Origin of the sequence: Citrobacter sp. Cpo040 (assembly GCF_030332915.1) — a bacterium.
In the GTDB taxonomy this organism is placed as follows: Bacteria; Pseudomonadota; Gammaproteobacteria; order Enterobacterales; family Enterobacteriaceae; genus Citrobacter; species Citrobacter portucalensis.
In genome coordinates this window covers 1-25,172 of the sequence record NZ_JAOWGX010000033.1, presented here as the reverse complement: position 1 = coordinate 25,172, position 25,172 = coordinate 1, and the positions used below count along the sequence as shown (strand labels likewise).

The window sequence follows — 25,172 nt, the reverse complement described above, 5'->3', positions numbered from 1 at the left end:
GTCGATACCGCTCTGGCCCACAGCGCCAGAGCGGTTTTCCATCCTGCATCAACAATCCTCAATAATCAGATATACCGCCTTCACCGGACCATGCACCCCAACCACCTTGATAAGCTCAATATCCGCCGTCGAGCTGGGTCCACTGATGATATTAATGCACGATGGCATACGCTCACCGGCCTGTGCTTTCTGATGCAGTTTTTCTGCCAGCTGCGCCACGCGCGGCAGAATGGTGCTTTTACGCAGCACGAAAATAGAGGACTCCGGCAACAGGCTCAGGGAGCGCCCGCGCTCCGGTGCGGAAAACAGCACCACGCCGCCGGACTCGGTCAGGCCATATTCGGCATACACCACGCCGACTTTCGCCTGCTCGGCCTGGGTAATATTTTCGCTACCACGCGCCGGATCCCATACCACGGCGTTGCATTCCTGCTGCAAGCGTTCGGTGATGCCCAGCTCCACCAGCCGGCTGTCGCCGCTCAGCACCACCGGCTGCTGACCCAATTCTTCGCACAGGCGCAGCGCCGCGTCTGCGGCCTGGTCCTCGCTGGTCAGTTCGCAGCGGGCCAGCATCACTTCGCTGGCAAACTGGATAAACGCAGAGCAGCGCTGCTCGGGGCTAAGCTCGGTCAGGCGCTCGTTGGCATAGTTGTTAACCGGTGCGGCATCCGCTTGCGGTTCGAAGCGCAGCGGGCGACCCAGCGCCTGGGCGATGGTGTTTAAAAACGCGGTACGGTTATCCATTCTTTTTCTCCTGCGCCTGATGTTTCTTAAACCAGCTGCGGAAGCTCTCGCCGTCAGCATCAGGCAGATCGCGCGCCTCCATCCAGTCACCAATCGCGCCAACCTTGAGCGGGGTTTTGCCGCCATTGATAAACCAGCTCGCCGCATGCGCGCCCGCCATCATCCCGACTTTCCACAGCCCCGGATGGCTATTGGCATAGGCGAACATCTTGATCGCCCGTCGCTCGGCTTTCGGCGTAATGCCCTCCTCGGCCATCACCCGGCGATGACGCAGGATCAGTTTTGACAACGGAATACGCACCGGGCAGACGCTGTCACAAGCCGTGCACAAAGAACAGGCGTACGGCAGGTCTTTAAAATCTTTATAGCCGCCGAGCAGCGGAGAAATCACCGCGCCGATAGGGCCGGGATAGATAGAGCCATAGCCGTGTCCGCCGATGTGGCGGTACGCCGGACAGGTGTTCATACAGGCTCCGCAGCGGATGCAGCGCAGCACATCGCGAAACTCTGAGCCCAGCACCTGCGAGCGACCGTTATCGACAATCACCAGATGGAACTCTTCCGGTCCGTCAACGTTGTCCGCCTCACGCGGGCCGGTCAGCCAGGTGTTGTAGCCCGTTAGACGTGCGCCCACGGCGCTGCGCGCCAGCATGGTAATCAGCACATCCACCTCGGCAAAGGTCGGCGCGATACGCTCCATGCCCATCACCGCAATGTGCGTTTTCGGCAGCGTGGTGCACATGCGCGCGTTGCCTTCGTTGGTCACCAGACACACCGAGCCGGTTTCCGCCACGGCAAAGTTACAGCCAGTAATACCGATTTCGGCACTGAGGAAATCCTCGCGGATCTTCTGACGAATGAACAAGGTCATAGCTTCCGGGGTTTCCGGGCCGTCATACCCCAGACGTTCGTTCAGCACGCGGCGGATCTGGTAGCGATCTTTATGAATCGCCGGAACCACGACGTGCGAAGGCGGATCCTGATCCAACTGCAGGATATATTCCCCGAGATCGGTTTCGATCACCTGGATTCCGGCATCCTGCAGCACATGGTTGACGCCGATTTCTTCGGTCACCATCGACTTGGACTTCACCACCTTCTGCGCATTTTTACTCTGCGCGACCTGCAAAATGTAGCGAGTGGCATCTTCTTTGGTTTTGGCGAAATAGACGTGTCCGCCGTTTTCCGTCACTTTCTCGGAGAGTTGGTACAGGTAAGCGTCGAGGTTGCTCAGAACGTGATCGCGGATCTGGCTGGCACGATCGCGCCATTCTTCCCAGTGGCCTAACTCATCGACCATTTTTTGCCGATTCGCGCCGATACGCTCCTGCGCATTAGCCACGGCTTTGCGCATAATCGGATCTTCTATCTGCTGACGAATACGCAGTTTAAATTCTACATCGCTGGTTTTTATCGACATCTCTTTCCCCTCAGCGGCTCATCAGCACTTCAGCAATATGCATCACTTTGACCGGCTGGCCTTCCCGTTGCAGTCGACCGCCAATGTTCAGCAGGCAGCTCACGTCTGCGCCAATCAAAAATTCCGGCTTTGCGTCCATCAGATGTAAGACTTTCTCTTTCACCATCTCACCGGATATCTCGGCCATCTTGACCGAGAACGTCCCGCCAAAGCCGCAACAGGTATCCTGATCGGCAAACGTCAACAGCTCCAGTCCGCGCACGTTTTTCAGCAGCGTAAGCGGCTCTTCCTTCACCCCCAGTTTGCGGGTCAAGCTACAGGAAGGATGATACACAGCGCGGCCCTGCAGGCTGGCACCAACGTCCACCACACCCAGTTTGTTGACGATAAAGGAGGTGAGATCCTGCATACGCGCGGAAACTTTCTCAGCACGCAGCGCCCATTCCGGTTCATCGGCCAGATACGTCGGGTAGCTTTTTACCGCGTAGGTGCAGGAGCCTGCCGGAGAGATAATCGGGTAGTCGTTGTCTTCCAGCGCGGCGATCAGGTTTTTCATCCCGGGGATCGCCTCTTTGATGTATCCGCTGTTGATGGCTGGCTGACCGCAACACCCTTGCTTCTCGGGGAAATTCACGCGACAACCCAGTTTTTCCAGCAGCAATACGGAGTCTCGTGCCATCCGTGATTTCAGTGCGTCACCAATGCAGGTAACAAAGAAATTTACATTCACAATAACTACTCCATTGCTTCATTTCTGTTTATTGCGCTTGATATCGCGATATCAAGCAAAGATTCAGCTGTATTTCACGCCCAGTTTTTGTATTTGCTTGTTTTACTAATGTCTGGGTTCATTATGATGCACGGATCGTTTTCCTTTGATAGCGACTCTCATCTTCTTATATAAGGACAATCGCAAATGTCTGTATTTTCATTTGTATGACAAAACCAAATAATCCACTAATCAACATGCATATGCAATACCCATGTTTATTTATTTCGGACTTGCTCACATTTTTATATTGAAAACAACTGTGTTATTAACACCTTATAAAATAGTTTCGAATGATTACTACCTTCGTCACTACCATTATTAAAAATGTTATTAAATAACCACTTATAGGTATTCACCTTGCTCTTAAGTATATTTACATGGCATTGAATTTTAATTAAAAGATTACAATAGTTACAAAACCACAAATCATAATTACTTTATTCACTGAAGCGATTCAGTTTACATATTTTATTTACACGGCAATGTAGCCTTCCCGCCATAAATATAAATCAGGTTTAATGAACCAATCAGGAATAGCAATGAACGAATATTTTATGTTTGCCCTGGCACTCTCTCCTTTACTACTTATGGTATTTTTAATACTGAAATTAAAAATGCCCATCCATTATTCCGTACTGATTTCTTTGGTATTCACCGCTGCACTATCGGCAATATTCTGGGAAATGCCCGTACAAAATCTGAAAGCCGCGATAGGCTATGGTGCACTGAAGGGGTTATGGCCGATTGTGATTGTGATCCTAGGCGCTATTTTCAGTTATAACGTCATGCAGGCGACCAAAGCGCTGGATATTTTGCGCGATATTCTCGCCAGCATTAGCGAAGATAAGCGTATTCAGGTGCTGCTGATTTCATGGTGTTTTGGTGGATTTCTTGAAGCCGCAGCGGGCTATGGCACGGCGGTCGCTATTCCGATCGGCATTCTTATTGCGCTGGGATTCAACCCGCTGAAGGCTGCTATTGCTTCTCTGGTGGCGAATACCGTTCCCACCGCATTCGGCGCGGTCGGGATCCCGGTTTCTATTCTGGCAGAGCAGGTTAATCTGCCGGTTTATACCTTAGGCGGAACCATTATTTTGCAGCTCGCGCTGTTTAATATCCTGCTGCCGTTTGTGATTGTCTGCATTATTGGCGGCGGCCTGAAAGCCATTCGTGGCGTATTTCTGATCACGTTGATTTGCGGCATCACCACGCTGGTTCCGCAATATTTTGTCGCCATCCATCTTGGCGCGGAATTACCCGCTTTTGCCGGTAGCCTGGTCAGCCTGTTTGCCGTGGCGATGGTCAGTCGCCTGCGCAAAGGGAAAACCGATCCCGAGTGGCGCATTGAGGTCAGCCATACCCGCGAAACCACGCCACGCTCGGCAAAAGTGCTGTTCCGCGTGGGCTCTATCTATCTGTTTATTTTTGTATTTATCCTGCTGTGTTCGCCGCTGTTCCCGACAATAAAAGGCGCGGCGTCCCAACTGGCTTCGGTGCTGCATTTCACGTTGGCTGACGGCAAAACGATGGCACTGAAAGTTGAATGGGTGACCACACCAGGGATGCTGATCATCTTTGCGACCATTATCGGCGGTTTTATTCAGGGAGCGTCCGCACGCGGGATGCTGGAAGTATTTATCAAAACGATTTTCCAGCTTAAAAACTCTATCGTCGCAATTATGGCGATCGTCGCGCTGGCCACGGTGATGGATCTCAGCGGGATTATCTCCACGCTGGCGCAGTCGATTGTCGATCTGACCGGCAGCTCGTACGTCTTCCTCGCCCCGGTGATTGGCGCGCTGGGCACGTTCGTTACCGGCAGCGATACCAACTCGAACATTCTGTTCGGCAAGCTGCAAACCATTGCTGCCAGCAAGTTACATATCGATCCCAACTGGCTGGCGGCGGCCAATACCTCTGGCGCTACGGGCGGGAAAATGATTTCGCCGCAAAGCATCGCCATCGCGGTTTCTGCCACCAAAATGGACGGTCAGGCCAACCAGATTATGTCTGGCACCATGAAATACTGCTGCGCCTACATTGTGATCCTCGGCTTAAAGGTTGGTCTCTTTTATTACTGGTTTATGGCGTAAGCCATTGTCAACCCCGTCAAATTCGCGGCAATCGTATTTGACGACACAGTGACCAAAAAGGTTTACACCGCCCCAGGAACGGAACAAGGCGACAGGCTTTACGATTTGTCGGCGCTGACTAAAATAGCGCCGATGTTTCAAATCGAGGATTGTTGTTATGTTGTTCTGGAAAAAGATGGTGAAGAAGTTCGACGCCTTTTCCGCGTTGATTCCACCACGCTACTTCCGCGTGTAATACCTGGCACTTATGCCTGATGGCGCATCGCTTATCAGGCCTACATTTCACACTCATTTGTAGGCCTGCGTTTCACGCTCATTTGTAGGCCGGATAAGGCGCGAGCCGCATCCGGCAGCGACAGCAGCGTAAAATGCTCACCCCTTCCTCTTACGCAGACCGCATGCTCTTAACACCGCCACCCACAGACGAAGCCACGCGAAACGGTAGACCAGAGGATGCTGAAGCCGCAGCAATGTCAGAAACATAGAGCCCCCTCGTGGCGCTACAGTACCGCTGCCCGATAGCGAATTTGCGGATCCATTATCTGGTGACGCGCATCTATCAGCCGCAGTTCATATGAATCATGCTCTTTCGTCAGTCGCATCACCGCATCGACGACACTGGTGGTCCGCTCCAGCGCCTGCTTGTCCTCATAACCATTGAGCAGTGAGGCCAGCATCACGCTGCAAATCAGATCCCCAACGCCCACCGGCATTTTGGCAAAGGTATACAGCGGCCGGGCAATGTGTAACGTCTGTTCCGGCGTTACCAGCAGCATTTCAAACGCCTGTGTGTCCCGTGAGCAGTCGCCGAGATACTTCACAAGCACCTTCTTCACACCCCACGACACCAGCTGCTGCGCAGCTTCCACCACCTCGTCAAAACTACGCAGTTGTCTGCCCGTCAGCACGCCCAGCTCATAGAGATTCGGTCCCATGATGTCGGCCAGTTGAATGGCATCATCGACAAAAAAGGACTCTACGCCCTGCGCGACAATGCAGCCTTTTTGCGGGTCGCCCATCACCGGATCGCAAAAATAGAGCGCCTGCGGATTACGCTGACGAATGGTGGTGACCGCGTGCTTCACCTCTTCGCAATGACGTTTATCTCCAAGATACCCGGACAGCACAGCGTCGCATTGCGCCAGCTTTTGCAGGTCATCCAGCCCGCTGATGATGGCGCTCAGCTCGCCGTGCGGCATCGCCATGCCCTGCCACATCCCGTACTGGGTGTGGTTGGAAAACTGTACGGTGTAAAACGGCCAGACATCGATCCCCGAAAGCTGCATCGGCAGCACAGCGGCTTTATTTCCGGCATAGCCATAAACGACTGACGACTGAACAGACAACACGTTTTTCATTTTGACTCCGTCTAACGAAACGTTGGCAGCAGACCAAATACGTCCAGAACAACCGTCAGATAGACAACCGCTCCACAGACAATCACCAGGTTAAGCACGGTGTTATTACAGGGCGCGGTATAGCTGGCGGTCGGAAAACGTTTCCGCGCGGCTTTCACCAGGAACGGCGGCAGGATCACGCTCCAGATGGTAAAGGCCAGACCTGCGTAGCCAATCGCGTGCACAAAACCGTTCGGGAAGAAGAAGCACACGGCGGCTGGCGGGAAGTAGGTCACCAGCGCGGTTTTCAGGCGGCCCATGCCGTCATCCGGGAAGTGAAACAGGTCGGCGATGTAATCGAACAAGCCAAGCGTCGCCGCCAGCAGAGAACTGGCTACTGCGAAGTTGCCGAAGAAGGTCAGGATCAGATCCATATACCGGCTGGTGAACAGCTCGCTGATGGCCTCAACAAACACGTCGATATTGCCGCCTTTGGCGATAATTGGCGGGAACGCGGAACGGCTGATGTTACCCATCGTGACGCCCAGCCAGAAGATATACAGCAGCAGGGCAAACAGCGTACCGATGATAATCGAACGCGTAATATTCGAAATCCCGCGCGTACCATACAGCTTGACCAGGCTCGGCACGTTACCGTGAAAACCAAACGAGATAATACAGAACGGCAGCGTCATCAGAATGTAAGGCAGGTACTGTGAGTTGGGCAGCGCCACCGCCACGCTGTCGACAAGTTTCGCCACTTCAATATGACCAACCAGCCCGGAGAAAGTAGCAAAGAACGCGATAAACTTACCGATAATCAACACGGTAGTGATGCGTCCGACCAGCAAGGAGCTGTACCAGGCAATCGCGCCGACCAGCATGCTGACGATCACCACCGAGATATTCGCCGGAAAGCGCACGCCGCTGTATTTGAACACGGTTTGCGCCATCACCGCTGACGATCCGGAAATATAAGCATAGGTCAGAATATACAGCACAAAGCCGAAAGCGATACCGACAACGATATTCCACTTACGGCCTAATAAATCCTGAGTAAAGGTATTAAAACTGGCACCAGCACCATAATGCAGGTTGACTTCAACCAGCATCAGACCGGTTAATAACATCATGATGGCGATAAACAGAAGAATAACAGACGCACCGGGGAACCATACGCCGGCCATCGCAATCGGCAGGGAGAACATCCCGCCACCCACTACGGTCGCGATAACCAACATGGTTCCGCTAATCAGTCCGGGGGTACTACTCTGTCGCTCAATGGCATTAATATCCATGATAAATGTTCCTGTAGACTATTCGTTATAATTACAGCTGTCATTTGTACATCATGCGGATAATAAAAATGTCGGAGTCAGGGTTTACTTTTTTTAGTTATGTCACGGTAACGGGCACCGCAAAGGCTTCCTGTTCATGGAAAAGGAATACAAAAAAGCCCCATCACGTGATGGGGCCATAACTATTTTTTAGATGTAATCAAAGCGTGCAGTAAAGAAACGCAACTGCTTCGGCTCGTAAATAAACTTCAGCCCGCGAATATCTTCTTTGTGCTGGTAAAGTTTAATAATACCGTCAGCCACGACATCCATATGTGCATAGGTATAAACACGGCGTGGAATAGTCAGACGTACGGTTTCCAGTTTCGGTCTGTGGTGTTCACCGGTCACGTTATTACGGCCCGCAGAGATAATTCCGCGTTCCATACTACGTACGCCGGTTTCCACATAGATGCTGGCGGCCAGACTTTGTGCCGGGAACTCGTCCTGCGTCAGATGCTCGCAGAAGCGACGCGCATCGAGGAATACCGCGTGACCACCCACCGGTTCAACAATCGGTACACCAGCAGCTTTCAGCTTATCACCCAGGTAGCGAACCTGCTTCACGCGGTGCTCGATGTACTCATACTGCATGGCTTCGCGCAGGCCAATCGCCATGGCTTCCATGTCGCGTCCGGCCAGGCCGCCGTAGGATGGCATACCTTCGTAAACCACGACTAACTCTTTGGCAGAAGAGAACATTTCGTCATCGTTCATGCACAGGAAGCCGCCGATGTTCACCAGACAGTCTTTTTTACCACTCATGGTACAACCGTCGGCGTAGCTGAACATCTCATGCACGATCTCGGCGATACTCTTGTTCTCAAAGCCCTGCTCTTGCTCTTTGATAAAGTAGGCGTTTTCTACGCAGCGGGTAGCGTCGTAGAACACTTTAATGCCGTGCGCTTGTGTCAGTTCACGCACCGCACGCATGTTCGCCATCGAGACCGGCTGCCCGCCCGCGAGGTTAACCGTCACCGCCAGGCAGATATAGGCAATATTCTCGGCGCCTTTTTCATCAATCAGTTTTTGTAATTTTTTAAGATCGATATCACCTTTAAACGCAATATTCAGACCGGCATCGTGCGCTTCGTCACGAACGATATCGACAAACACCGCACCATTTTTTTCCTGGTGATAACGGGTAGTAGTGAAATACATATTACCAGCAACATATTGCCCTGGTTTAATAGCCAGTTGTGATAATAAGTTTTCTGCGCCGCGGCCCTGGTGAGTCGGAACAATATGTTTAAAGCCGAACAGTTCCTGCACGGTTCTTTCCAGATGATAGAAGTTTTCGCTGCCCGCGTACGCTTCATCACCCATCATCATTCCGGCCCACTGCTTGTCGCTCATTGCGTTGGTGCCACTGTCGGTCAGAAGGTCAATATAAATATCTTTCGAATTTAACAGGAAAGTATTGTAACCCGCTTCTTGCATTTTCTTAAGGCGCTCATCACGCGGGATCATAGATACAGTTTCAACGCTTTTAATACGGAAGGGTTCTGCCGGATAATTCATTTTGTTTCTCCAGTAACAGTGGTCATGTACGTATTAATGTGAAGTAAAGCATACCTGGTTCATCAATAAAATCTGATGAAATATAACTATTCGCCTCCTGAGCCAGGGGGAGAAATAATGTGGAGGCACTATGCAAGATTTGATTGATTATGGAAATAGCCCAGTCAACATTAATCACTGGCAATAATTTAAAAAGCTGTAAATGTGAGTGATGCAAATCACACGTCATTTTTTTACCCGTTCATATTCAACGAGTTTTTTTTGCGTATTGATTTGCCCTTCACCGTTGCATGTCACTGGAGAGGGAAAATACTGAAAACTTAACTTTCCAGGCTGTGCTCATAATGTATTGCTCAATGAGTACACCCCAATTTGTGAGAGTCGGATCACTTCACGGGTTTATATTTGTGATTCACATCACTAAAAGTGTAAAGCAAAGTGTACAATTAAGCGTTGTTTCAGAGTTTGCTATTTGCTTCAGTGAGTTAGATCGCATTTTTGGCCTGATGCCGACAGGCGTTGTTTTCTGGAGCATGGGGATATTCAGGCGCGTGAAAGATAATGAATAAATGCGATGAATAATACCGGATTTATTGGGATGAAGGCGTTTTCTATTTATTCCGAAAGCGTGCTATTCGCGCTTATTTCATCTTATTTACATCTGGACTTACCGAAGATCACTGGGGGAATTTACATGGGTTTTATTAGCGCGATACGGAGGTGCGCCAACACCTGCGCATCGCTAATCACAGTAACTATTTATATAAACGTATAACAGGAGGGACATCATCCCTCCTGTTCTCGCGATAATTATTTCACTAACGCAGATATATCCTTGAACAGCGAATGGGCTATTTCCACACCGTCACGAGTTGTACGCATACGGGAATGATAGCGACGCTCGCCCGGCAAACGCGCCCCTTGCCGCTGCATATCGGCAAAGAGTCTCTCGGCACGTGCAAGATGCTGCGGAGCCTCCAGTCCCAGAAAGCGGGCCGGGTCCAGGGCCAGAATCAGCTCGCCACCATAGGGCAACCCGCCAGCCCCTTTATCCCACGCCAGCGATTCCGCGCTGGTCATATCGCCGATGAGCGGTCCGGCAAGCAGTTCCACCATTGCCGCCAGTGCCGACCCTTTATGCCCGCCAAACGTCAACATCGCACCGTCGAGGATCCCCTGCGCGTCGGTGGTGGCCTGACCGTCACCGTCAATCCCCCACCCTTCCGGCACCGCTTTTCCCGCCCGTTGATAGAGTTGGATCTCTCCCCGCGCCGCCGCACTGGTGGCCATGTCGAAGATAAACGGGGATTTTTCTTCACGCGGCCAGCCAAATGCTATTGGGTTAGTGCCAAAAAGCGGCTGCGTCCCGCCTGCGGGAGCAACCCACGCATGGCTGGGCGTCGTCGCCAGCGCCACCAGCCCTGCCTCGGTGAGCGGCTCAACGTCGGCAAACAGCGCCGAAAAGTGCACACAGCGGTTAATCGCCAGGGCTGCAATACCGCTATGGCGCGCCTTTTCTATCAGCAGTGGAAGCGCGCGCTCGAATGCCAGCAGGGAAAATGCCCCACCGGCGTCCACCTTCACAATGGCCGGCGCGGTATCGGTGATAACCGGCTCAGCGTCAGGTGACACCTTTCCTTTACGTCGCGTCTCCACAATCCCCAGCAACCGCCACAAACCATGCGAGGCACAGCCATCACGCTCACCGTGGGTCACGTTGGTCGCGATCGCCACGGCATGCGCTTCACTGAATCCGTTCCCGCGCAGCACCTTATATGCCAGCGCATAAGCCTCTGTTAACGAGAGGTTTACCATCTCCATGACCGACTCCTTTACTCTTCTTCATCACCGGTAAAGTTAGCCCGCGGCAGACAGGTTCGCTCACCCCAGTAGTAAATTCCCAGCGACATCACCGCCACCACCACCGTATCCCACGGATGACCAATCACCCCTGTGCCCCCAAAACTACCCAGCCAGGAGAAGAGCATAATCAGCGCGTAGAAGGCGATAAGCCACAGAGACGATTTCACCTGCTGCGCCAGACTCACGGTGTGTACCGGCACTTTTGATTTGCAAAGCACATAGACGACAAACATCACAATCTGCAGTCCCAGCAGCCATGACAGCGTGCCCCAGCCAGACCAGAATACAATCAGCGCCGAAATCACAAACGACACCGGACCGATAATCCCGAAGGCACGCACGCGGAATGGGCGCGGCAAATCCGGTGCATTACGACGCAGCCCCGCCGCCGTGACCGGGGCAATGGCGTAGCTCAGTACCAGCGCCGCCGACACCACGCTTATCAGCTGTTCCCATGACGGGAACGGCAATGTCCAGAAGATAGACAATGCAAAGGTCAGCCACAGCGCCGGACGCGGAATGCCAGACTCTTTATCGATGTGGGTAAACGTCTTAAAGAAGGTGCCAGCTTTCGCCCAGCCATAAATCACGCGCGGCGTGGCGTTCATGTAGATATTGCCGGTACCACTTGGGGAGACAATCGCGTCACACACCACCATAAACGCCAGCCAGCCCATACCGAGCGTAATGGCGATATCCCGGTACGGCAGCGAGAATTGCTTGCTGATCTCTGCCCAGCCGCCACCCAGCATATCGGTCGGAATACTGCCAAGAAATGCCAACTGCAACAGCACGTAAATAATCGTCGACAGCACCACGGATAAAATCAGCGCCACCGGAATGGTACGCTGCGGATTCTTTACTTCACTCGCCACAGAAATAATTGGCGTCAACCCCAGGTAGGCGAAGATGATCCCACCGGCGCTAATCGCAGCCTCAACGCCCGACATACCAAAGGGTGCAATCCCCTGAACGTGCAGGTTCTCAGGTTTGAAAAAGGTAAATAGCGTCACAACGACCGCTAGCGGCACCAAAAATTTCAGAATACTGATGATGTTATTGGAACGGGCAAACGTTTTTACGCTGTAGTAATTCAGCCCGAAGAACAAACACAGCAGCAAAAACTGCACCACCCATCCCAGCAGCGTTGGGTCGCTTGAGCCAGTTTGAGTCAGCATCGGGAACCATGCTGCCGCATACTGCCGCGCAGCAACAATCTCTATGGAGATGAGGCTTGAAAACGCAATCAGCGTAATAAATCCAAGCAGATACCCCATCAACTCACCGTGGGAAAAGACCGGATAACGGATAATCCCCCCGGCACGAGGCAGTGCCGCGCCCAGCTCACAATAGACAATCCCTAACAGCAGAACGGCAATCCCACCGATGACCCACGAGGCAATGCCCGCAGGTCCTGCAATCGATGCCACATGGCTTGCGGCAAACAGCCAGCCGGAACCGAAGATAGCCCCAAGCCCAATAAACGTCAGGTCGGTCAGCGTTAGCTGCTTTTTAAATTTACCCACCTCAGCAACGCGGGCCTGTGTTTGGTGCGTAGAGTGAATCGTCATGGTCATGCCCTTCAGTCAACAGAGGGGGAAATGGCTTCCCGGGTCCACTGCCCGTTAATCAGGCGCAGCAGGTTCAGAGGGTTGTCATCCTGGACAGCAGGCGGAAGCAGCGCGGCAGGCACATTTTGCAGGCATACCGGGCGTAAAAAACGGTCGATGGATTGCGTCCCTACCGAGGTACCGCGAGCATCGGTGGTGGCAGGCCACGGACCACCGTGCACCATGGCATCACAAACCTCGACACCGGTCGGATAACCGTTAAACAAAACGCGTCCCGCTTTTTCAGTGAGGGCTGGCAGCAGGCGCTGTGCCAGCGGCCCATCATCAGATTCGGCGTGCACAGTAGCCGTCAGTTGGCCCGGAATCACGCGCAAAATGGACTGCAACTCCGCCTCATCGGCCACCTCGACCAATACCGCCAGCGGGCCAAACACTTCTTGCTGTAGCAGTGGATCCTGTGCCAGCAGCAGCGAAGCCGGAGCCTGATACAACCGGGCCTGCGCGCGGCCGATAACCGATTCATCAGACCCTGCCAAGCGCTGAATATGCGGATGTGCCTCAAGCGCGCTGACACCCTCTTCATAATGGGCAAGCGTCGGGGCATTCAGCATGATCTGTGCCGGTGCCTGGTCAACCGCGACCTTCAGCGCCTGCGTGAAGCGGGACATACCCTCGCCGCGTAAGACAAGGATCAGCCCCGGCTTGGTACAAAACTGCCCACATCCCAAAGTGAAAGAGGACACCAGCTCATTGGCCAGCGTTTCTGCCCGCGTGGCGACGACCTGCGGCAGAATAATCAGCGGGTTAATGGCCGACATTTCCGCAAAGACGGGGATCGGCTGCGGACGCTGCTGCGCCAGCTGCCAGAGCGCCTTACCGCCGCGCAGCGAACCGGTAAAACCCACCGCCTGAATCGCCGGATGGCGAACCAGATCCGCGCCAATATCGGTGCCGAAAATCATGTTAAAAACGCCCGCAGGCAGGCCAGATGCCGCGACCGCACGCACAATCGCCTGGGCAGTCAATTCCGCCGTCGCCATATGTCCGGGATGGGCTTTCACCACCACCGGACATCCCGCCGCCAGCGCGGATGCGGTATCGCCCCCTGCCGTAGAAAAGGCCAGCGGAAAATTGCTGGCCCCGAACACCGCCACCGGGCCAAGCGCGGTCAGATACTGACGCAGATCCGGGCGCGGCAGCGGCTGGCGGTCAGGGAGTGCGGTATCAATGCGAACGCCAAAGGCATCGCCCCGACGCAGCACCCCGGCAAACATGCGCAGCTGATTACTGGTACGGGTGCGCTCTCCCTGTAACCGCGCCAGCGGCAGTGCCGTTTCCTGGTGGGCTATGGCGAAAAAATCCTCGCCGAGCAAATCCAGCTCGTCGGCAAGGGTGTCGAGAAAGCGGGCACGCACGTCCGGCGCTGTCTGTGAATAGACAGGAAACGCCTGGTCAGCCGCCTCCGCCGCGGCGGCGGCCTCCTCACGAGAGGCCGGGTAAAAATGGTATCCGGTCAGCTTGCCGTCAGCGGCACGCAGGCTTGGCAGCGTCGCCTCACCACTTGCCACGCGACGTCCGGCGATAAACTGCTGACCCGAAACAGAGAGAGGTAGCGTCATCATCACTCCTTTACTTAAAGGCCGACATCCGGCAGCTGTGGACGGGTCGCCAGCGCCTTCTCAACAATCGCCACCACTTGCGCACGGGTATCCCCTTCCAGCGCCAGACGCGGTGGACGGGTAATGGCGCTGCCACGCCCCAGCAATTCTTCACAGAGCTTGATGCACTGCACCAGATCCGGGCGCGCATCCAGATGCAGCAACGGCATAAACCAGCGGTAAAGCGCCATCGCTTCCTCATAACGCTGTTGTTTCGCCAGGCGGAACAACGTCTCCCCTTCACGCGGGAAGGCGTTCGACATTCCGGAGATCCAGCCTTCCGCCCCAACGGCAATGCTCTCGACCACCACATCATCCAGCCCAGCGAACAGTACAAAGCGGTCGCCAACGGAGTTGCGCAGGTCGATAAAACGGCGGGTATCGCCGGAGGAGTCTTTGAAGCAGACGATGTTGTCGCAGTCGGCAAGCGTCGCCAGGATATCTGGCGTCACGTCGTTTTTGTAAATCGGCGGGTTGTTGTACACCATGATAGGCAGGTCGGTAGCCGTAGCCACACTGCGGAAGTGGGCCGCTGTTTCATGCGGTTTTGAGGAATACACCAGCGCAGGCATCACCATAATACCGTCGACGCCCACGCGCTCTGCCTCTTTCGCCATCTTCTGTGCAAACGCGGTGGTGAATTCGGCCACCCCCGCAATGACCGGGATCTGACCGCCCGCAGCATCTTTCGCTACTTCGATGATCTGCAGCTTTTCCTGCGTTGTCAGAGAGGTGTTCTCCCCCACGCTGCCGCACACCACCAGGCCAGAAACACCATCCTTGACCAGGTTTTTCATCACCGTATGGGTGGCATCCAGATCCAGGGAATAATCGCTACGAAACTGGGTGCTGACTGCCGGGAATACACCGCTCCAGTGAATGGCTTTCTTGCTCATGTTCGGTTCCTTGTCGTCAATTTGTTAATTTAAAGTGAATGAATGGTGAATATTCACTGACAGATTGACGTTTCAGGCGACCGACTGCTTGGTGGTTTTCTTCCTCTTTGATGACGAAATTAGCACAGTGAGTGTGTCTTACCCGGCAAGCGTAATGCGAAAATCACGCGGCGTAGAGCCCGTCATCGCCTTAAACTGGCGGCTAAACGCGCTGTGATCGGTATAACCGCACTGCAACGCAATATCGGTAATCGGCGTATCGCCCGCCAGCAGTTCGGTGGCTTTTTCCAGCCGAACTTTGTGGATCATCTGGCGCGGCGTGAGATGAAAAATACGCTTACAGTAGCGCTCAATTTGCGCCACCGACATGCCGCTCAGGGCAGTTAGCTCTTCCATCGCGATGGGACGGTGATAATGGTTGCGGATATGATCGTCGACGATCGCCAGCCGCTGCCACGCCGGGTGACGCGCCTGCGCTTCCTGCAGATCGTGTGAAATCCCCGCCATACCGATGACCTGGCCCTGCGCATCCCGCAGCGCCAGCTTCTGGGTCAAACACCAGCCGCGTTCACGACCGTTGTAGAGATGCATTTCCAGCTGATCGCGCAGCGTTACCCCTTCGCGCAGCACCCGCATATCCTGCTCGGTATAGCCCAGCCCAAGCGCTGAAGGGAAAACATCAGCAGAGGTTTTACCCAACAGAGAAACCACCGTCTTAAACCCGCAGCGTCGTGCCAGGGTCATATTGACCATTAAATAGCGGGCCTGCACATCTTTGATAAAAAAAACCACATTCGGAATGGCATTGAGCAGCGGCGCAATCAATGCCATCGCATGGAGCAACGTCTGGATATTGTCCGGACGCTGACGCGCCAACCCCTCACATATCTGGCTAAGTTCAGCCACTTCAGGCACCGGCGACGGGGCCCGCACATCATTAATCACACAGGACATCACGCTTCCTCCCGATTAGTGATCTGAATATTTATTAACTTTTTGTTAACCTAGCAAGCATCCTTACTGTGTTTTGCGATCCTGCCGTAGATTTATAATTTCCCCTTTTCCAGCCACTGGCGCAGTTGCCTATTTTGGTTTACCACGTCACTAACAAAATGATTAATAATAAATAAATATGATAATGCCTTAACGATGACAGCGGTCATTATGCTGATTTCGTCATTTGCGGTGACGAAAGCGATCAAGCCGGGACGCAAGGCTTGCGTCAGCATTTAGCAACAAAACATTAACTTCCCGGAGATCCTATGACAGCACAGTACAGTAAACTGAGAGTGATTGATTCTCACACCGGCGGTGAACCCACTCGCCTGGTCATCGACGGCTTTCCGGATCTGGGAACGGGGAACATGAGCGAGCGTCGGGAGCGTTTTTCCCGCGACTACGACGACTGGCGTAAAGCCATTATTCTTGAGCCGCGCGGTAACGACGTTCTGGTCGGTGCATTGCTCTGTGAGCCAGTTTCGCCGCAGGCCACGGCGGGAGTCATCTTCTTTAACAACTGCGGCTTTCTGAACATGTGCGGTCACGGCACCATCGGGCTGATTGCCTCGCTGGCATGGCTTGGGCGCATTCAACCCGGTAAACATCTGATTGAAACGCCGGTGGGCAATGTGACCGCCACGCTGCACGAAGACGGCAGCGTCTCGGTCGAAAACGTACCGGCCTACCGCTGGCGTAAGCAGGTACAGGTTGAAACCGTCCACGGTACGGTAACGGGTGATATCGCCTGGGGCGGCAACTGGTTCTTCCTTGTCAACGATCATCCGTTCGCGGTCTCGCCGGAAAAGATCCCTGAATTGACGGAGTACGCATGGGCAATCCGTGAAGGGTTAGATCGTGCAGGCATTCGTGGAGAACATGACGGCATTATCGATCACATCGAACTGTTTGCTGAAGATGATCGCGCGGACAGCCGCAGCTTTGTACTCTGCCCCGGAAAAGCCTGGGATCGATCGCCCTGCGGCACCGGCACCAGCGCTAAGCTGGCCTGTCTGGCAGAGGACGGAAAACTCAAATCCGGAGAATCCTGGCGGCAGGCGAGCATCATCGGCAGCGAATTTACGGCGCATTTCGTGCCGCATGGCGACAAGATCGTTCCGACGATCCGCGGAGAGGCATGGGTCTGTGGTGATAACAAGCTGATCCTCAATCCTGAAGATCCGTTCTGCTGGGGGATCTCGCTGTGATCGAAAGTGACGTCATCGTTATCGGTGCCGGGATTATCGGGGCCGCCTGCGCCTGGCAACTGGCCGCTCGCGGGCAGCGAGTCACGCTGGTCGATGACGGCAATGCGGGCGCGACGGCGGCGGGTATGGGTCACCTGGTGTGCATGGATGACGCTCCTGCGGAGCTCGCACTCTCCGCCTGGTCTCTGGCAAGCTGGCGCAAACTGACGCCCCGGATGCCGGAAAGCTGTGCCTGGCGCGGATGCGGCACGCTGTGGCTGGCGGAAACGCCGCAAGAGCTTGCGCTGGCAGAAGAAAAAAAACAACGAATGGCACAATACCAGGTTGTCAGCGAAATGCAGACCCGCGATCGGCTTGCCGCACGCGAACCGCTGCTCACCGCCGGGCTCGCTGGCGGGCTGTGGGTCCCCGGCGACGGGATAGTTTACGCCCCAAACGTCGCCCGCTGGTTTATTAACGATGCCGATTTAACGCACCTTCGGGATAGCGCCCTCTCTGTTGATGCCCCTTACGTCACTCTACACAGCGGCAAACGACTGCGCGCACGCGCCATCGTCATCGCCAGCGGTCTGGGGGCCAACACGCTGCTGGGTGAAAACTGGCTCAGACCCAAAAAAGGTCAGTTGGCGATCACCGACCGCTACGGCCCCTTGCTCAGCCACCAGCTGGTAGAGTTGGGATACGGTGCCAGCGCCCATGCAGGCGGCACCTCAGTGGCATTTAACATTCAGCCACGCCCCACCGGACAGTTGCTGATTGGCTCCTCCCGCCAGTTTGATAACACCGACCGCGAGGTTGATCTCCCCCTGTTGGCACAGATGCTGGCGCGCGCGCGCCATTTTTTACCCTCTCTGGAGACGCTAAATATCATCCGTTGCTGGAGCGGTTTTCGCGCGGCATCGGCTGACGGCAACCCGCTGATTGGCCCACATCCTGCGCGTCCGGGTATCTGGCTGGCGCTGGGACATGAAGGACTGGGCGTCACAACCGCGCCAGCAACCGCCGAGTTACTTTGCGCCCAGATCCTTGGCGAGCGCCCGGCGGTGTCCCCGGATGCCTGGCTCCCCGCTCGCCTGCACAAGCAGGAGGCCATCGCATGACAACCCTGAACGTAATTATCGACGGCCAGACCTGTGAGGTTCCCGTCGGAATGAGTATTGCAGCAGCACTGGTCCTGGTGGGCAACGGCGTGACCCGTCGTTCGGTGAGTGGTCAACTGCGCGCGCCCTTCTGCGGAATGGGAGTTTGTCAGGAGTGCCGCGTCACGGTGAACGGGCACCGGGTACTGGCCTGCCAGACGGAATGCCAGCCCGAAATGGTGATTGAAAGGAGCCATCATGCAAAGCGTTGACTGTGAGATCCTGATCCTTGGCGCAGGGCCTGCCGGATTGTCGGCGGCACTGGCTGCCGCACGCTGTGGAAAATCAGTGATAATCCTTGATGACAACCCTCGCCCCGGCGGGCAAATCTGGCGCGACGGGCCGCAGGTCTCACTCCCCCGGGACGCCAGACGGCTTCGTCAGGCGGTGGCGGAACATCCCCACATTACGCTGCTGAGCGGTGCCCGGCTAATTGCCCGCCCCGACCCACATTCCGTAGTCTTCGAAACCGCAGGCGACTGCGGCGAAATCCGCTGGCTGCGGCTGATTTTATGCTGCGGCGCCAGAGAACTCTCGCTGCCTTTTCCCGGCTGGACGCTACCCAATGTGACGGGGGCTGGAGGCCTGCAGGCGCAGATAAAACACGGTCTGCAGCTCAAGGGGGAACGCGTGGTCATTGCAGGCAGCGGTCCTCTTCTGCTGGCGGTCGCCAGTACAGTGAAACGCGCTGGCGGGAATATTGTCGCCATCATCGAACAGGCCCCGATGAGCGCACTGGCCCGTTTCGCAACCGGGCTATGGCGCTGGCCTGAAAAATTGCGTCAGTTCGGCGAGCTCTTTCCAGCCCGCTATCATCCGGCAAGCCAGGTCATCCAAGCGCAGGGTGATACCTGTCTGCAGTCAGTGACCGTGCGCCACCAGGGGCAAACCCGGGAGATCATCTGCGACAGGCTGGCCATTGGCTATGGGCTGGTACCGAATATAGAACCTGCCGCAATCTTTGGCTGCAAAACAGAAAATCAGGCTATTTGGGTCGACGCGGCGCAACGCACCAGCGTGCAGGATATCTATGCGGCAGGAGAATGCACCGGCTTTGGCGGCAGCGAGCTGGCGTTAGCCGAGGGAGAAATTGCCGGCTACGCCGCCGCAAATTGTCCGCAAAAGGCCCAAACCGCCATCTCCGCGCGCGCCCGCTGGCAGCATTTTGCCCAGGCGTTGCATACGACGTTTGCGCTGCCGGAGTCGCTAAAAGCCGCGACCACCGCGGATACGCTACTCTGCCGTTGTGAGGATATTCGTTGTGGCGACGTGCAAAACGCCGAAAGCTGGCAAACGGCAAAGCTCGCCTCACGCTGTGGAATGGGAGCCTGTCAGGGGAAAGTCTGCGCCACCAGCGCCCGCTGGCTGTACGGCTGGCCGCTGCCGCAGCCGCGCGAACCGCTCTCCCCCGCGCGTGTCGACACGCTTATCCATCTCGCAAAGCCAGAGGGCTGATGGTCAGGTATAAAGGCGCCCACTGGCGCCTTTTTTAATGTGGTGTATCCGTAGACCGTTTCGTCAAAGGGAATAATTTTTATCTTCACCCATATCTATTTCGCTCTGTGTATTGGGAACCGAGCATCCTATTTCTGCCAAACATTCAAAAATATAAAGGGAATGTAATGCATATTTAAAATATGATAAACCCAACACTTCAAATTACCGATATTGCTTTTATTAACAAGCAGAAACCAGCATAACACCCCAGGAAATAATCTTTTCTTTTCGTATAGTTAGAAAAATAACACTTACTAAAGCAAGGTTTATTCTTATACCACCCCCTATGAATAAGCATGAATAACTAAAAAATAATATGGCGAAAAAAGTTTTTTATTTAATCTGCGAATTCGATAATGAATATTATTTTTAGTGTTGGCCGTAATAGACACAGCAACGCTTGATTAAGTGATATTTTGCGAGCATCATCGCAATTATTTACCCGAAAATGAAATCAATGACTTCCAGTAAATCCCTGCAACAGGCAATTGCTGACATCACCATCTGGCGTAAAGGCGAACAACGCGCGCCGCACAAGCCCCTACTGCTGCTTCACGTGCTGGCGGGGTATCAGCAGGGTCACGGTCGCCTGTTTGACTACGGGTCGGAAGTTCGCGACTCGTTGCATAGCCTGCTGGAGCGATTTGGGCCACAGCGCGCGCAGTACCGCCCCGATATGCCCTTCTGGCGCTTACAGGGAGATGGGTTCTGGGAACTACAAAACGCCGAGCATTGCTCAACATCCGGCAGCAGCAAACAGCCCCCCGCCGGAGAACTGGTGACGCATAACGTTGCCGGAGGCTTTGATGAACAACATTTTGCCCTGCTGAAAAAGAGCAACAACCTCATTAACGCCCTGGCCCAGCAGATCCTCGAGGCTCACTTCACCGAAAGCATCCAGGAAGAGATCGCGGATGAACTGGGGTTTGATATCCTGCAAATCCGCAAACAGCGGGACCCGTTGTTCCGCCAGCAGGTTCTGCGTGCCTATAACTATGAATGCGCCATTTGTGGCTTCAATATGCGCCACGACAGAACTTCGGTTGCCCTGGAAGCCGCCCATATCAAATGGAAACAGCACGGCGGCCCGTGCGAGATTTCAAACGGCCTGGCGCTGTGTGCAATTCATCATAAAGCCTTTGATAAAGGTTCGATTGGGCTGGATGAGAGTATGCGAGTTCAAGTGTCGCCCGCAGTGAATGGCAGCGGTATGGTGGGCAGACTGTTCTGGGATTTCGACGGTAAATCGATAGCGCTGCCGATGATGCGCGAGAATTATCCAAAAGAAGGTTTTGTGGAGTGGCACAGGAAGGAGGTGTTTAGAAGGTGAGTGCGAAGGCCGGACTCAAATCACCACTTAACATGTTAAATATAAAGAATTTATTTACCGAAACTCATTAAAGTGCCCCCATTTGTGCCCCCATCATTTTTTAACCCCCTTCAAACGACAACACATTGATAAGAAAGATTAATAACTTCAAAACATGATCTCCGGTTTGGATCCGTGCTACGGATCCAAACCGGAAGAATGAAGAACCTAAAAAAAACTTTTTTTACGGAAAACTGTTCACACTGTTCACTCGCCATTATTTGTGTTTTTTTCAATGGCATACGCAGTGAATAGTCGGTGAACAGTGAACACTTTACTGTTCACTTTCCGGGATTTCAGGTAAAAAAAGACCGGCTGATGCCGGTCCGGGTAGGTTATGTCGCGGTGGTTTCATCGCACCGGGGCAGCCAGTCGGCGTTGCTTTCTTCCCTGAGCGCAAGGTTCGTCTGCATCCCCTGATTTGTTCGTCGTCTGGCGTAATTCAGCCCGTACTCTTTCAGCATCGATGACAGCCCTTTGCCGAACATGGTCAGGCTGAGTGTGTTCTTGTAGCCGTGCGCCTCCATGTAAACCAGATAGGCGTGATACAGGTACAGGCGCGGCTGTCGCGGGATGATATTCGCATTCCCCATGTACATACCGTCAGGTTCGGGCAGCGCCTCCAGATAGCCACAAAAATCAAATGTCGGGTCGGCGTCGCGTTTGATGCTGAGCGCCTCGTCGGAATTCTGCTGCGACTGGAGCAGTGTACGCGCGGTCATCGGGTCGCTGAACGTCTGCATGAGCTGGCGCACGATGACGGCCAGCTCCCGGGCGATTTTATCTTTCAGCTTCGGGTCACGCTCTTCCGGGGCAATCTGTTCCGGGAAGTGCATAATCACCCGGCGACGCGACACCCCGCCGCTGCGGTCGGTGAAGCGCATCGGATTGTTGTTTACGGCCAGTATCACCGCCGGAATATGGGTGGAGTACGCATCGCGGTATTTCGGGTCGACGGAGACCGCATCGCCGCCGGTGATGGCCTTGAGTCCTGCCCCGTCACCGCTCCATTTCTCCTGGTCAGGCAGACGTATCAGCGAGAAGCCAATCAGCGCCGCACGTTCGCGGGGCGACTCCAGCGTCTCGATGGTGGCCGACGTGGCGTTATCTTCCCCGGCGAGCATCGTCGCTATTTCGGCCAGAATACTTTTCCCGCTGCCGCCGGGACCGGTCACTTCGAGGAAGAGCTGCCAGTCGTAACGGTTCGCCAGCACCATAAACAGCGCGGCGAGTATCACATCCCGTTTATCGGCGCGCGAACCGGCGGCGCGGTCGAGCCAGCGCCAGAAATTCGGCGCGTGCGTCTCCAGCGTTTCCCCCTCCACCGGCGGGGTGAAATCCACGTCGCACAGGGTGCGCAGCCAGTGCGTTTTGCTGTGCGGGCTGAATACGCCGCTTTTGGTATCGAGCACGCCGTTGCGAAAGCCAATCAGCCGCCGTGGCGGGGCGTCCTGCTGCGGAATAATCAGTTTCAGGGTGTCGACCACCGAGGCAATTTTCCCCGACGAAAACGGGGCGCGCAGGCGCTGGAACAGCCCGGCCACGTCGCGCGCAAAGTCCGACGGCGGGATGATTTTCCAGATTCCCGCCTCATAGCGGGACAGGAGCTGGCCGTTCGCATCCACGGCCAGTGCTTCGCCGTAATGTTCATGCACCCGCATGGCTTTCTCACTGGTGCTCATGGCGGTAAATTCCGCCTCGCTCATGGTAGAGAAAGGGCTTTCAGCCGGTGGCCGGATGGCGTCATACATGGCTTTACGCGTGGCCTCCCCGCCGTGCTGTGTATACGCATCATTCCAGTCACCGAACACCGGCGGCAGGGCGACCACGCCCTCGCAGGACTCTGCGGCCGCAGACGCTTTGGTCTGGCCGTCGCCGTTAAGGTCACGGTCGGCGGCAATGACAATCCGGCAGGCCGGATATGTGTGACGGGCAAGGCTAGCCAGAGAAAGGAGGTTCACGGAGGACAGCGCCACCATGACGGTTTCCCCGGTCAGGTGATGCACGGTGAGTGCGGTCGCATAACCCTCTGCAATCCACAGGCGTTTTCCGGCCTGTTTTTTCCCTTCGATGACATGACATGCCCCTTTAACCTGACCGCCCTTCAGGGTGCGTTTGAGACCGTCCGCATTAATGAGCTGGACGTTAACCAGTGCGCCGCTATCGTCATACAGCGGGACAACCACATCACCGGCGCGGTACGTCACACCGCCGGTTTTATGCAGGGTGGCGAGCGTCAGACATTCCCGGCCGGGGAAGCCCTTGCGGGTGAGGTAGGCGTTGCCGGTGGCCGGGCGGGCTTTCTCCATGAGCCTGACGGCCAGCGCGGCCGCCACTTTGCGGTCGGCCTCTGTTTCAGCGTCTGCGGTCGCAGTCACCGCCGGGGAAACCGGCGGCAGGTTGCCGGTCACGGCATTCACCTTCCCGGCGGCCTCTGACGGGGTCACGCCAAACACTTTTTCTACCAGCTTAAGCCCGTCACCCGCGCCGCACTGATTGCAGAACCACGTCCCGCGCCCCTCTTTATCATCAAAGCGAAAGCGGTCGGAGCCGCCACACACCGGACAGGCCTGATGACGGTTTTTGATGACCGTTACCCCCAGCGCCGGGAGAATGCGCGGCCAGTGGCCGCACGCCTGTTTCACGGTGTCCGTTACGTTCATTTTCATGGTGCTTTCCCTCAGTGCAGTGCCGGTGCGGTGATATGACGGGCGCAGAGTTCATCCATCACGGCCAGCCCGAGAAAGGACAGCGACGGCGCGGCTTTCAGTGGTCCGGCTTCCATTAAATCTTCAAGCAGGGCACAGGCAATCTGACGGCCTTTTTCCTCGCCATGCTGGCGCAGATAGAAGCCCTCCAGCTCGGTCGCAATGGCGCTTTCCAGCGTACCGAGCGTGAGCTGCGGGTAGCGGTGCTGACGTTCGCACAGGGTCAGCCAGGCACAGGCGACCGCGCGGCGGTAAAGTGCAGCGCGCAGAACGGGAGATAATGCGGTTTTCATACATTGCCCTCCCCGGTCAGCCAGTGCTGATTACAGCGGTCGACCACGCCGTCGAGCCGGGCAGTCATGAGGTAAATCACCGAGGTGAGCTGCAACTGCTGCGCCGGATTGTGGCGCACGGTGGTACAGCCCTGCACCTGCATCAGGTCGCCGACGAGCTGGCCGACGTTGCGCATATGTTCGAGGCATTCGAGGTCTGCCCGGCTGATGGTGGGCTGGTTTATATTCTGCGGCCGTTCCGTACTGTTAACAGGCATTATGTCGTCTCCTGAGGACGTGCGTATCCCTGCGCAGATACGCACATTTTATTTTTTGGGTGTCGTTTTTAATTACAGATAATGGCGGTAGCTGTTATCCGGTTTTATTTCCGTTTCCGGCCTGAAATTATTCCGCCATTTATGCGCCACCGGCGCCGGACGTTTAACCGGGGGAATATCGTCAGGATAGTTATCGATATTCCGCGCCCGGTATTGCTGTAATGCCGGGTCGGCCGCTATTTCGCGTAATACGGCGTGGCGGTTTTCAGGGTTGCGCTTAAATACATCGGGATGCTCACAGGTAAAGTCCCGCAAAAAACGACTGAGCGGAATTTCTGCCATGCGGCCACCGGCAATAATACGAATGAGGATGGTGTAGGTGCGCCGGTACGGATTCCAGACCAGCTCCGGACAGCGGTACGGCATATCCCACGGAATACCGTCGGCCAGCACGCCCGACACCACCACATCAGGAAATCCTGTACAGCGATAT

The 25,172-nt window shown here is 55.0% G+C and carries 21 protein-coding genes; 6 read left to right on the top strand and 15 right to left on the bottom strand.

Annotation, left to right across the window (positions count from 1 at the left end):
• Positions 1 to 48: 48 nt before the first annotated feature.
• From OGX86_RS03175 to OGX86_RS03165, 3 genes are read right to left on the bottom strand one after another with little or no spacing between them, the layout of a single operon-like run.
• Positions 49 to 744, bottom strand: coding sequence for a LutC/YkgG family protein (locus OGX86_RS03175; protein ID WP_000370411.1), 696 nt, complete (start codon positions 742 to 744; stop codon positions 49 to 51).
• Positions 737 to 2,164, bottom strand: a complete 1,428-nt coding sequence (locus OGX86_RS03170; protein ID WP_000023896.1) for a LutB/LldF family L-lactate oxidation iron-sulfur protein — start codon at positions 2,162 to 2,164, stop codon at positions 737 to 739. The genes OGX86_RS03175 and OGX86_RS03170 overlap by 8 nt, the downstream gene beginning before the upstream one ends.
• Before the next feature lie 10 nt (positions 2,165 to 2,174).
• Positions 2,175 to 2,894 (bottom strand): (Fe-S)-binding protein, encoded by a 720-nt coding sequence (locus OGX86_RS03165; protein ID WP_048227166.1) that lies wholly within the window; start codon positions 2,892 to 2,894, stop codon positions 2,175 to 2,177.
• A 581-nt stretch (positions 2,895 to 3,475) separates the two neighbouring features.
• On the opposite strand from OGX86_RS03165, the gene OGX86_RS03160 reads away from it, so the two are divergent.
• A complete protein-coding gene (locus OGX86_RS03160) occupies positions 3,476 to 5,029 on the top strand; it encodes an L-lactate permease (protein ID WP_008786084.1) in 1,554 nt (517 codons plus the stop codon).
• 500 nt (positions 5,030 to 5,529) lie between these two features.
• Here OGX86_RS03160 and pdxY read toward each other — a convergent pair whose 3' ends face one another.
• The 8 genes from pdxY to OGX86_RS03120 form a co-directional block, all read right to left on the bottom strand.
• A complete protein-coding gene (gene pdxY, locus OGX86_RS03155; RefSeq protein ID WP_048227167.1) occupies positions 5,530 to 6,387 on the bottom strand; it encodes a pyridoxal kinase in 858 nt (285 codons plus the stop codon).
• A gap of 11 nt (positions 6,388 to 6,398) precedes the next feature.
• A complete protein-coding gene (locus OGX86_RS03150; protein ID WP_048215030.1) occupies positions 6,399 to 7,664 on the bottom strand; it encodes an aromatic amino acid transporter in 1,266 nt (421 codons plus the stop codon).
• Between the two features lie 189 nt (positions 7,665 to 7,853).
• Positions 7,854 to 9,224: a tyrosine phenol-lyase gene (locus OGX86_RS03145; protein ID WP_048215031.1), complete on the bottom strand. Its 1,371-nt coding sequence runs from the start codon at positions 9,222 to 9,224 to the stop codon at positions 7,854 to 7,856.
• An 810-nt stretch (positions 9,225 to 10,034) separates the two neighbouring features.
• Positions 10,035 to 11,045 carry an Ldh family oxidoreductase gene (locus OGX86_RS03140; RefSeq protein ID WP_286639297.1) on the bottom strand — a complete coding sequence of 337 codons (1,011 nt, stop codon included), beginning with the start codon at positions 11,043 to 11,045 and terminating at the stop codon, positions 10,035 to 10,037.
• Positions 11,046 to 11,056: 11 nt separating this feature from the next.
• Positions 11,057 to 12,658, bottom strand: a complete 1,602-nt coding sequence (locus OGX86_RS03135; protein WP_048227169.1) for an APC family permease — start codon at positions 12,656 to 12,658, stop codon at positions 11,057 to 11,059.
• Positions 12,659 to 12,669: 11 nt separating this feature from the next.
• The gene (locus tag OGX86_RS03130) at positions 12,670 to 14,277 is read right to left on the bottom strand and encodes an aldehyde dehydrogenase (NADP(+)) (protein ID WP_128317725.1); all 1,608 of its coding nucleotides are present in this window, start codon (positions 14,275 to 14,277) and stop codon (positions 12,670 to 12,672) included.
• A 14-nt stretch (positions 14,278 to 14,291) separates the two neighbouring features.
• Entirely contained in the window at positions 14,292 to 15,212 is a 921-nt protein-coding gene (locus OGX86_RS03125) for a dihydrodipicolinate synthase family protein (protein ID WP_003830108.1), read from the bottom strand.
• 138 nt (positions 15,213 to 15,350) lie between these two features.
• On the bottom strand, positions 15,351 to 16,166 hold the full coding sequence (locus OGX86_RS03120) for an AraC family transcriptional regulator (protein ID WP_008786078.1): 816 nt from the start codon (positions 16,164 to 16,166) through the stop codon (positions 15,351 to 15,353).
• A gap of 308 nt (positions 16,167 to 16,474) precedes the next feature.
• On the opposite strand from OGX86_RS03120, the gene OGX86_RS03115 reads away from it, so the two are divergent.
• From OGX86_RS03115 to OGX86_RS03095, 5 genes are all read left to right on the top strand, one after another.
• Entirely contained in the window at positions 16,475 to 17,416 is a 942-nt protein-coding gene (locus tag OGX86_RS03115; RefSeq protein ID WP_286639295.1) for a 4-hydroxyproline epimerase, read from the top strand.
• On the top strand, positions 17,413 to 18,516 hold the full coding sequence (locus OGX86_RS03110; RefSeq protein ID WP_128317722.1) for an NAD(P)/FAD-dependent oxidoreductase: 1,104 nt from the start codon (positions 17,413 to 17,415) through the stop codon (positions 18,514 to 18,516). Before OGX86_RS03115 ends, OGX86_RS03110 begins: the two co-directional genes overlap by 4 nt.
• Positions 18,513 to 18,767, top strand: coding sequence for a (2Fe-2S)-binding protein (locus OGX86_RS03105; protein ID WP_048227173.1), 255 nt, complete (start codon positions 18,513 to 18,515; stop codon positions 18,765 to 18,767). Before OGX86_RS03110 ends, OGX86_RS03105 begins: the two co-directional genes overlap by 4 nt.
• On the top strand, positions 18,754 to 20,010 hold the full coding sequence (locus OGX86_RS03100; protein ID WP_128317721.1) for an NAD(P)/FAD-dependent oxidoreductase: 1,257 nt from the start codon (positions 18,754 to 18,756) through the stop codon (positions 20,008 to 20,010). Before OGX86_RS03105 ends, OGX86_RS03100 begins: the two co-directional genes overlap by 14 nt.
• Positions 20,011 to 20,509: 499 nt before the next feature.
• Positions 20,510 to 21,382, top strand: coding sequence for a phosphorothioated DNA-binding restriction endonuclease (locus OGX86_RS03095; protein ID WP_128317677.1), 873 nt, complete (start codon positions 20,510 to 20,512; stop codon positions 21,380 to 21,382).
• Between the two features lie 374 nt (positions 21,383 to 21,756).
• Here OGX86_RS03095 and OGX86_RS03090 read toward each other — a convergent pair whose 3' ends face one another.
• The 4 genes from OGX86_RS03090 to OGX86_RS03075 form a co-directional block, all read right to left on the bottom strand.
• Positions 21,757 to 24,090, bottom strand: a complete 2,334-nt coding sequence (locus OGX86_RS03090) for a primase-helicase zinc-binding domain-containing protein (RefSeq protein WP_286639293.1) — start codon at positions 24,088 to 24,090, stop codon at positions 21,757 to 21,759.
• Between the two features lie 11 nt (positions 24,091 to 24,101).
• Positions 24,102 to 24,422 (bottom strand): DUF5375 domain-containing protein, encoded by a 321-nt coding sequence (locus tag OGX86_RS03085; protein WP_286639291.1) that lies wholly within the window; start codon positions 24,420 to 24,422, stop codon positions 24,102 to 24,104.
• A complete protein-coding gene (locus tag OGX86_RS03080) occupies positions 24,419 to 24,679 on the bottom strand; it encodes a hypothetical protein (protein ID WP_396349907.1) in 261 nt (86 codons plus the stop codon). Before OGX86_RS03080 ends, OGX86_RS03085 begins: the two co-directional genes overlap by 4 nt.
• Before the next feature lie 72 nt (positions 24,680 to 24,751).
• A partial coding sequence (locus tag OGX86_RS03075; protein ID WP_286639289.1) for a hypothetical protein occupies positions 24,752 to 25,172 on the bottom strand: 421 nt, incomplete at its 5' end.

Bases quoted from the DNA above. Each gene is read 5' to 3' on its own strand.
- OGX86_RS03170 (WP_000023896.1), bottom strand. From the start codon at position 2,164: ATGTCGATAAAAACCAGCGATGTAGAATTTAAACTGCGTATTCGTCAG.
- OGX86_RS03125 (WP_003830108.1), bottom strand. From the start codon at position 15,212: ATGAGCAAGAAAGCCATTCACTGGAGCGGTGTATTCCCGGCAGTCAGC.
- OGX86_RS03135 (WP_048227169.1), bottom strand. From the start codon at position 12,658: ATGACGATTCACTCTACGCACCAAACACAGGCCCGCGTTGCTGAGGTG.
- OGX86_RS03120 (WP_008786078.1), bottom strand. From the start codon at position 16,166: ATGTCCTGTGTGATTAATGATGTGCGGGCCCCGTCGCCGGTGCCTGAA.
- OGX86_RS03160 (WP_008786084.1), top strand. From the start codon at position 3,476: ATGAACGAATATTTTATGTTTGCCCTGGCACTCTCTCCTTTACTACTT.
- OGX86_RS03080 (WP_396349907.1), bottom strand. From the start codon at position 24,679: ATGCCTGTTAACAGTACGGAACGGCCGCAGAATATAAACCAGCCCACC.
- OGX86_RS03115 (WP_286639295.1), top strand. From the start codon at position 16,475: ATGACAGCACAGTACAGTAAACTGAGAGTGATTGATTCTCACACCGGC.
- OGX86_RS03095 (WP_128317677.1), top strand. From the start codon at position 20,510: ATGACTTCCAGTAAATCCCTGCAACAGGCAATTGCTGACATCACCATC.
- OGX86_RS03085 (WP_286639291.1), bottom strand. From the start codon at position 24,422: ATGAAAACCGCATTATCTCCCGTTCTGCGCGCTGCACTTTACCGCCGC.
- OGX86_RS03100 (WP_128317721.1), top strand. From the start codon at position 18,754: ATGCAAAGCGTTGACTGTGAGATCCTGATCCTTGGCGCAGGGCCTGCC.
- OGX86_RS03140 (WP_286639297.1), bottom strand. From the start codon at position 11,045: ATGGAGATGGTAAACCTCTCGTTAACAGAGGCTTATGCGCTGGCATAT.
- pdxY (WP_048227167.1), bottom strand. From the start codon at position 6,387: ATGAAAAACGTGTTGTCTGTTCAGTCGTCAGTCGTTTATGGCTATGCC.
- OGX86_RS03090 (WP_286639293.1), bottom strand. From the start codon at position 24,090: ATGAAAATGAACGTAACGGACACCGTGAAACAGGCGTGCGGCCACTGG.
- OGX86_RS03150 (WP_048215030.1), bottom strand. From the start codon at position 7,664: ATGGATATTAATGCCATTGAGCGACAGAGTAGTACCCCCGGACTGATT.
- OGX86_RS03105 (WP_048227173.1), top strand. From the start codon at position 18,513: ATGACAACCCTGAACGTAATTATCGACGGCCAGACCTGTGAGGTTCCC.
- OGX86_RS03145 (WP_048215031.1), bottom strand. From the start codon at position 9,224: ATGAATTATCCGGCAGAACCCTTCCGTATTAAAAGCGTTGAAACTGTA.
- OGX86_RS03175 (WP_000370411.1), bottom strand. From the start codon at position 744: ATGGATAACCGTACCGCGTTTTTAAACACCATCGCCCAGGCGCTGGGT.
- OGX86_RS03130 (WP_128317725.1), bottom strand. From the start codon at position 14,277: ATGACGCTACCTCTCTCTGTTTCGGGTCAGCAGTTTATCGCCGGACGT.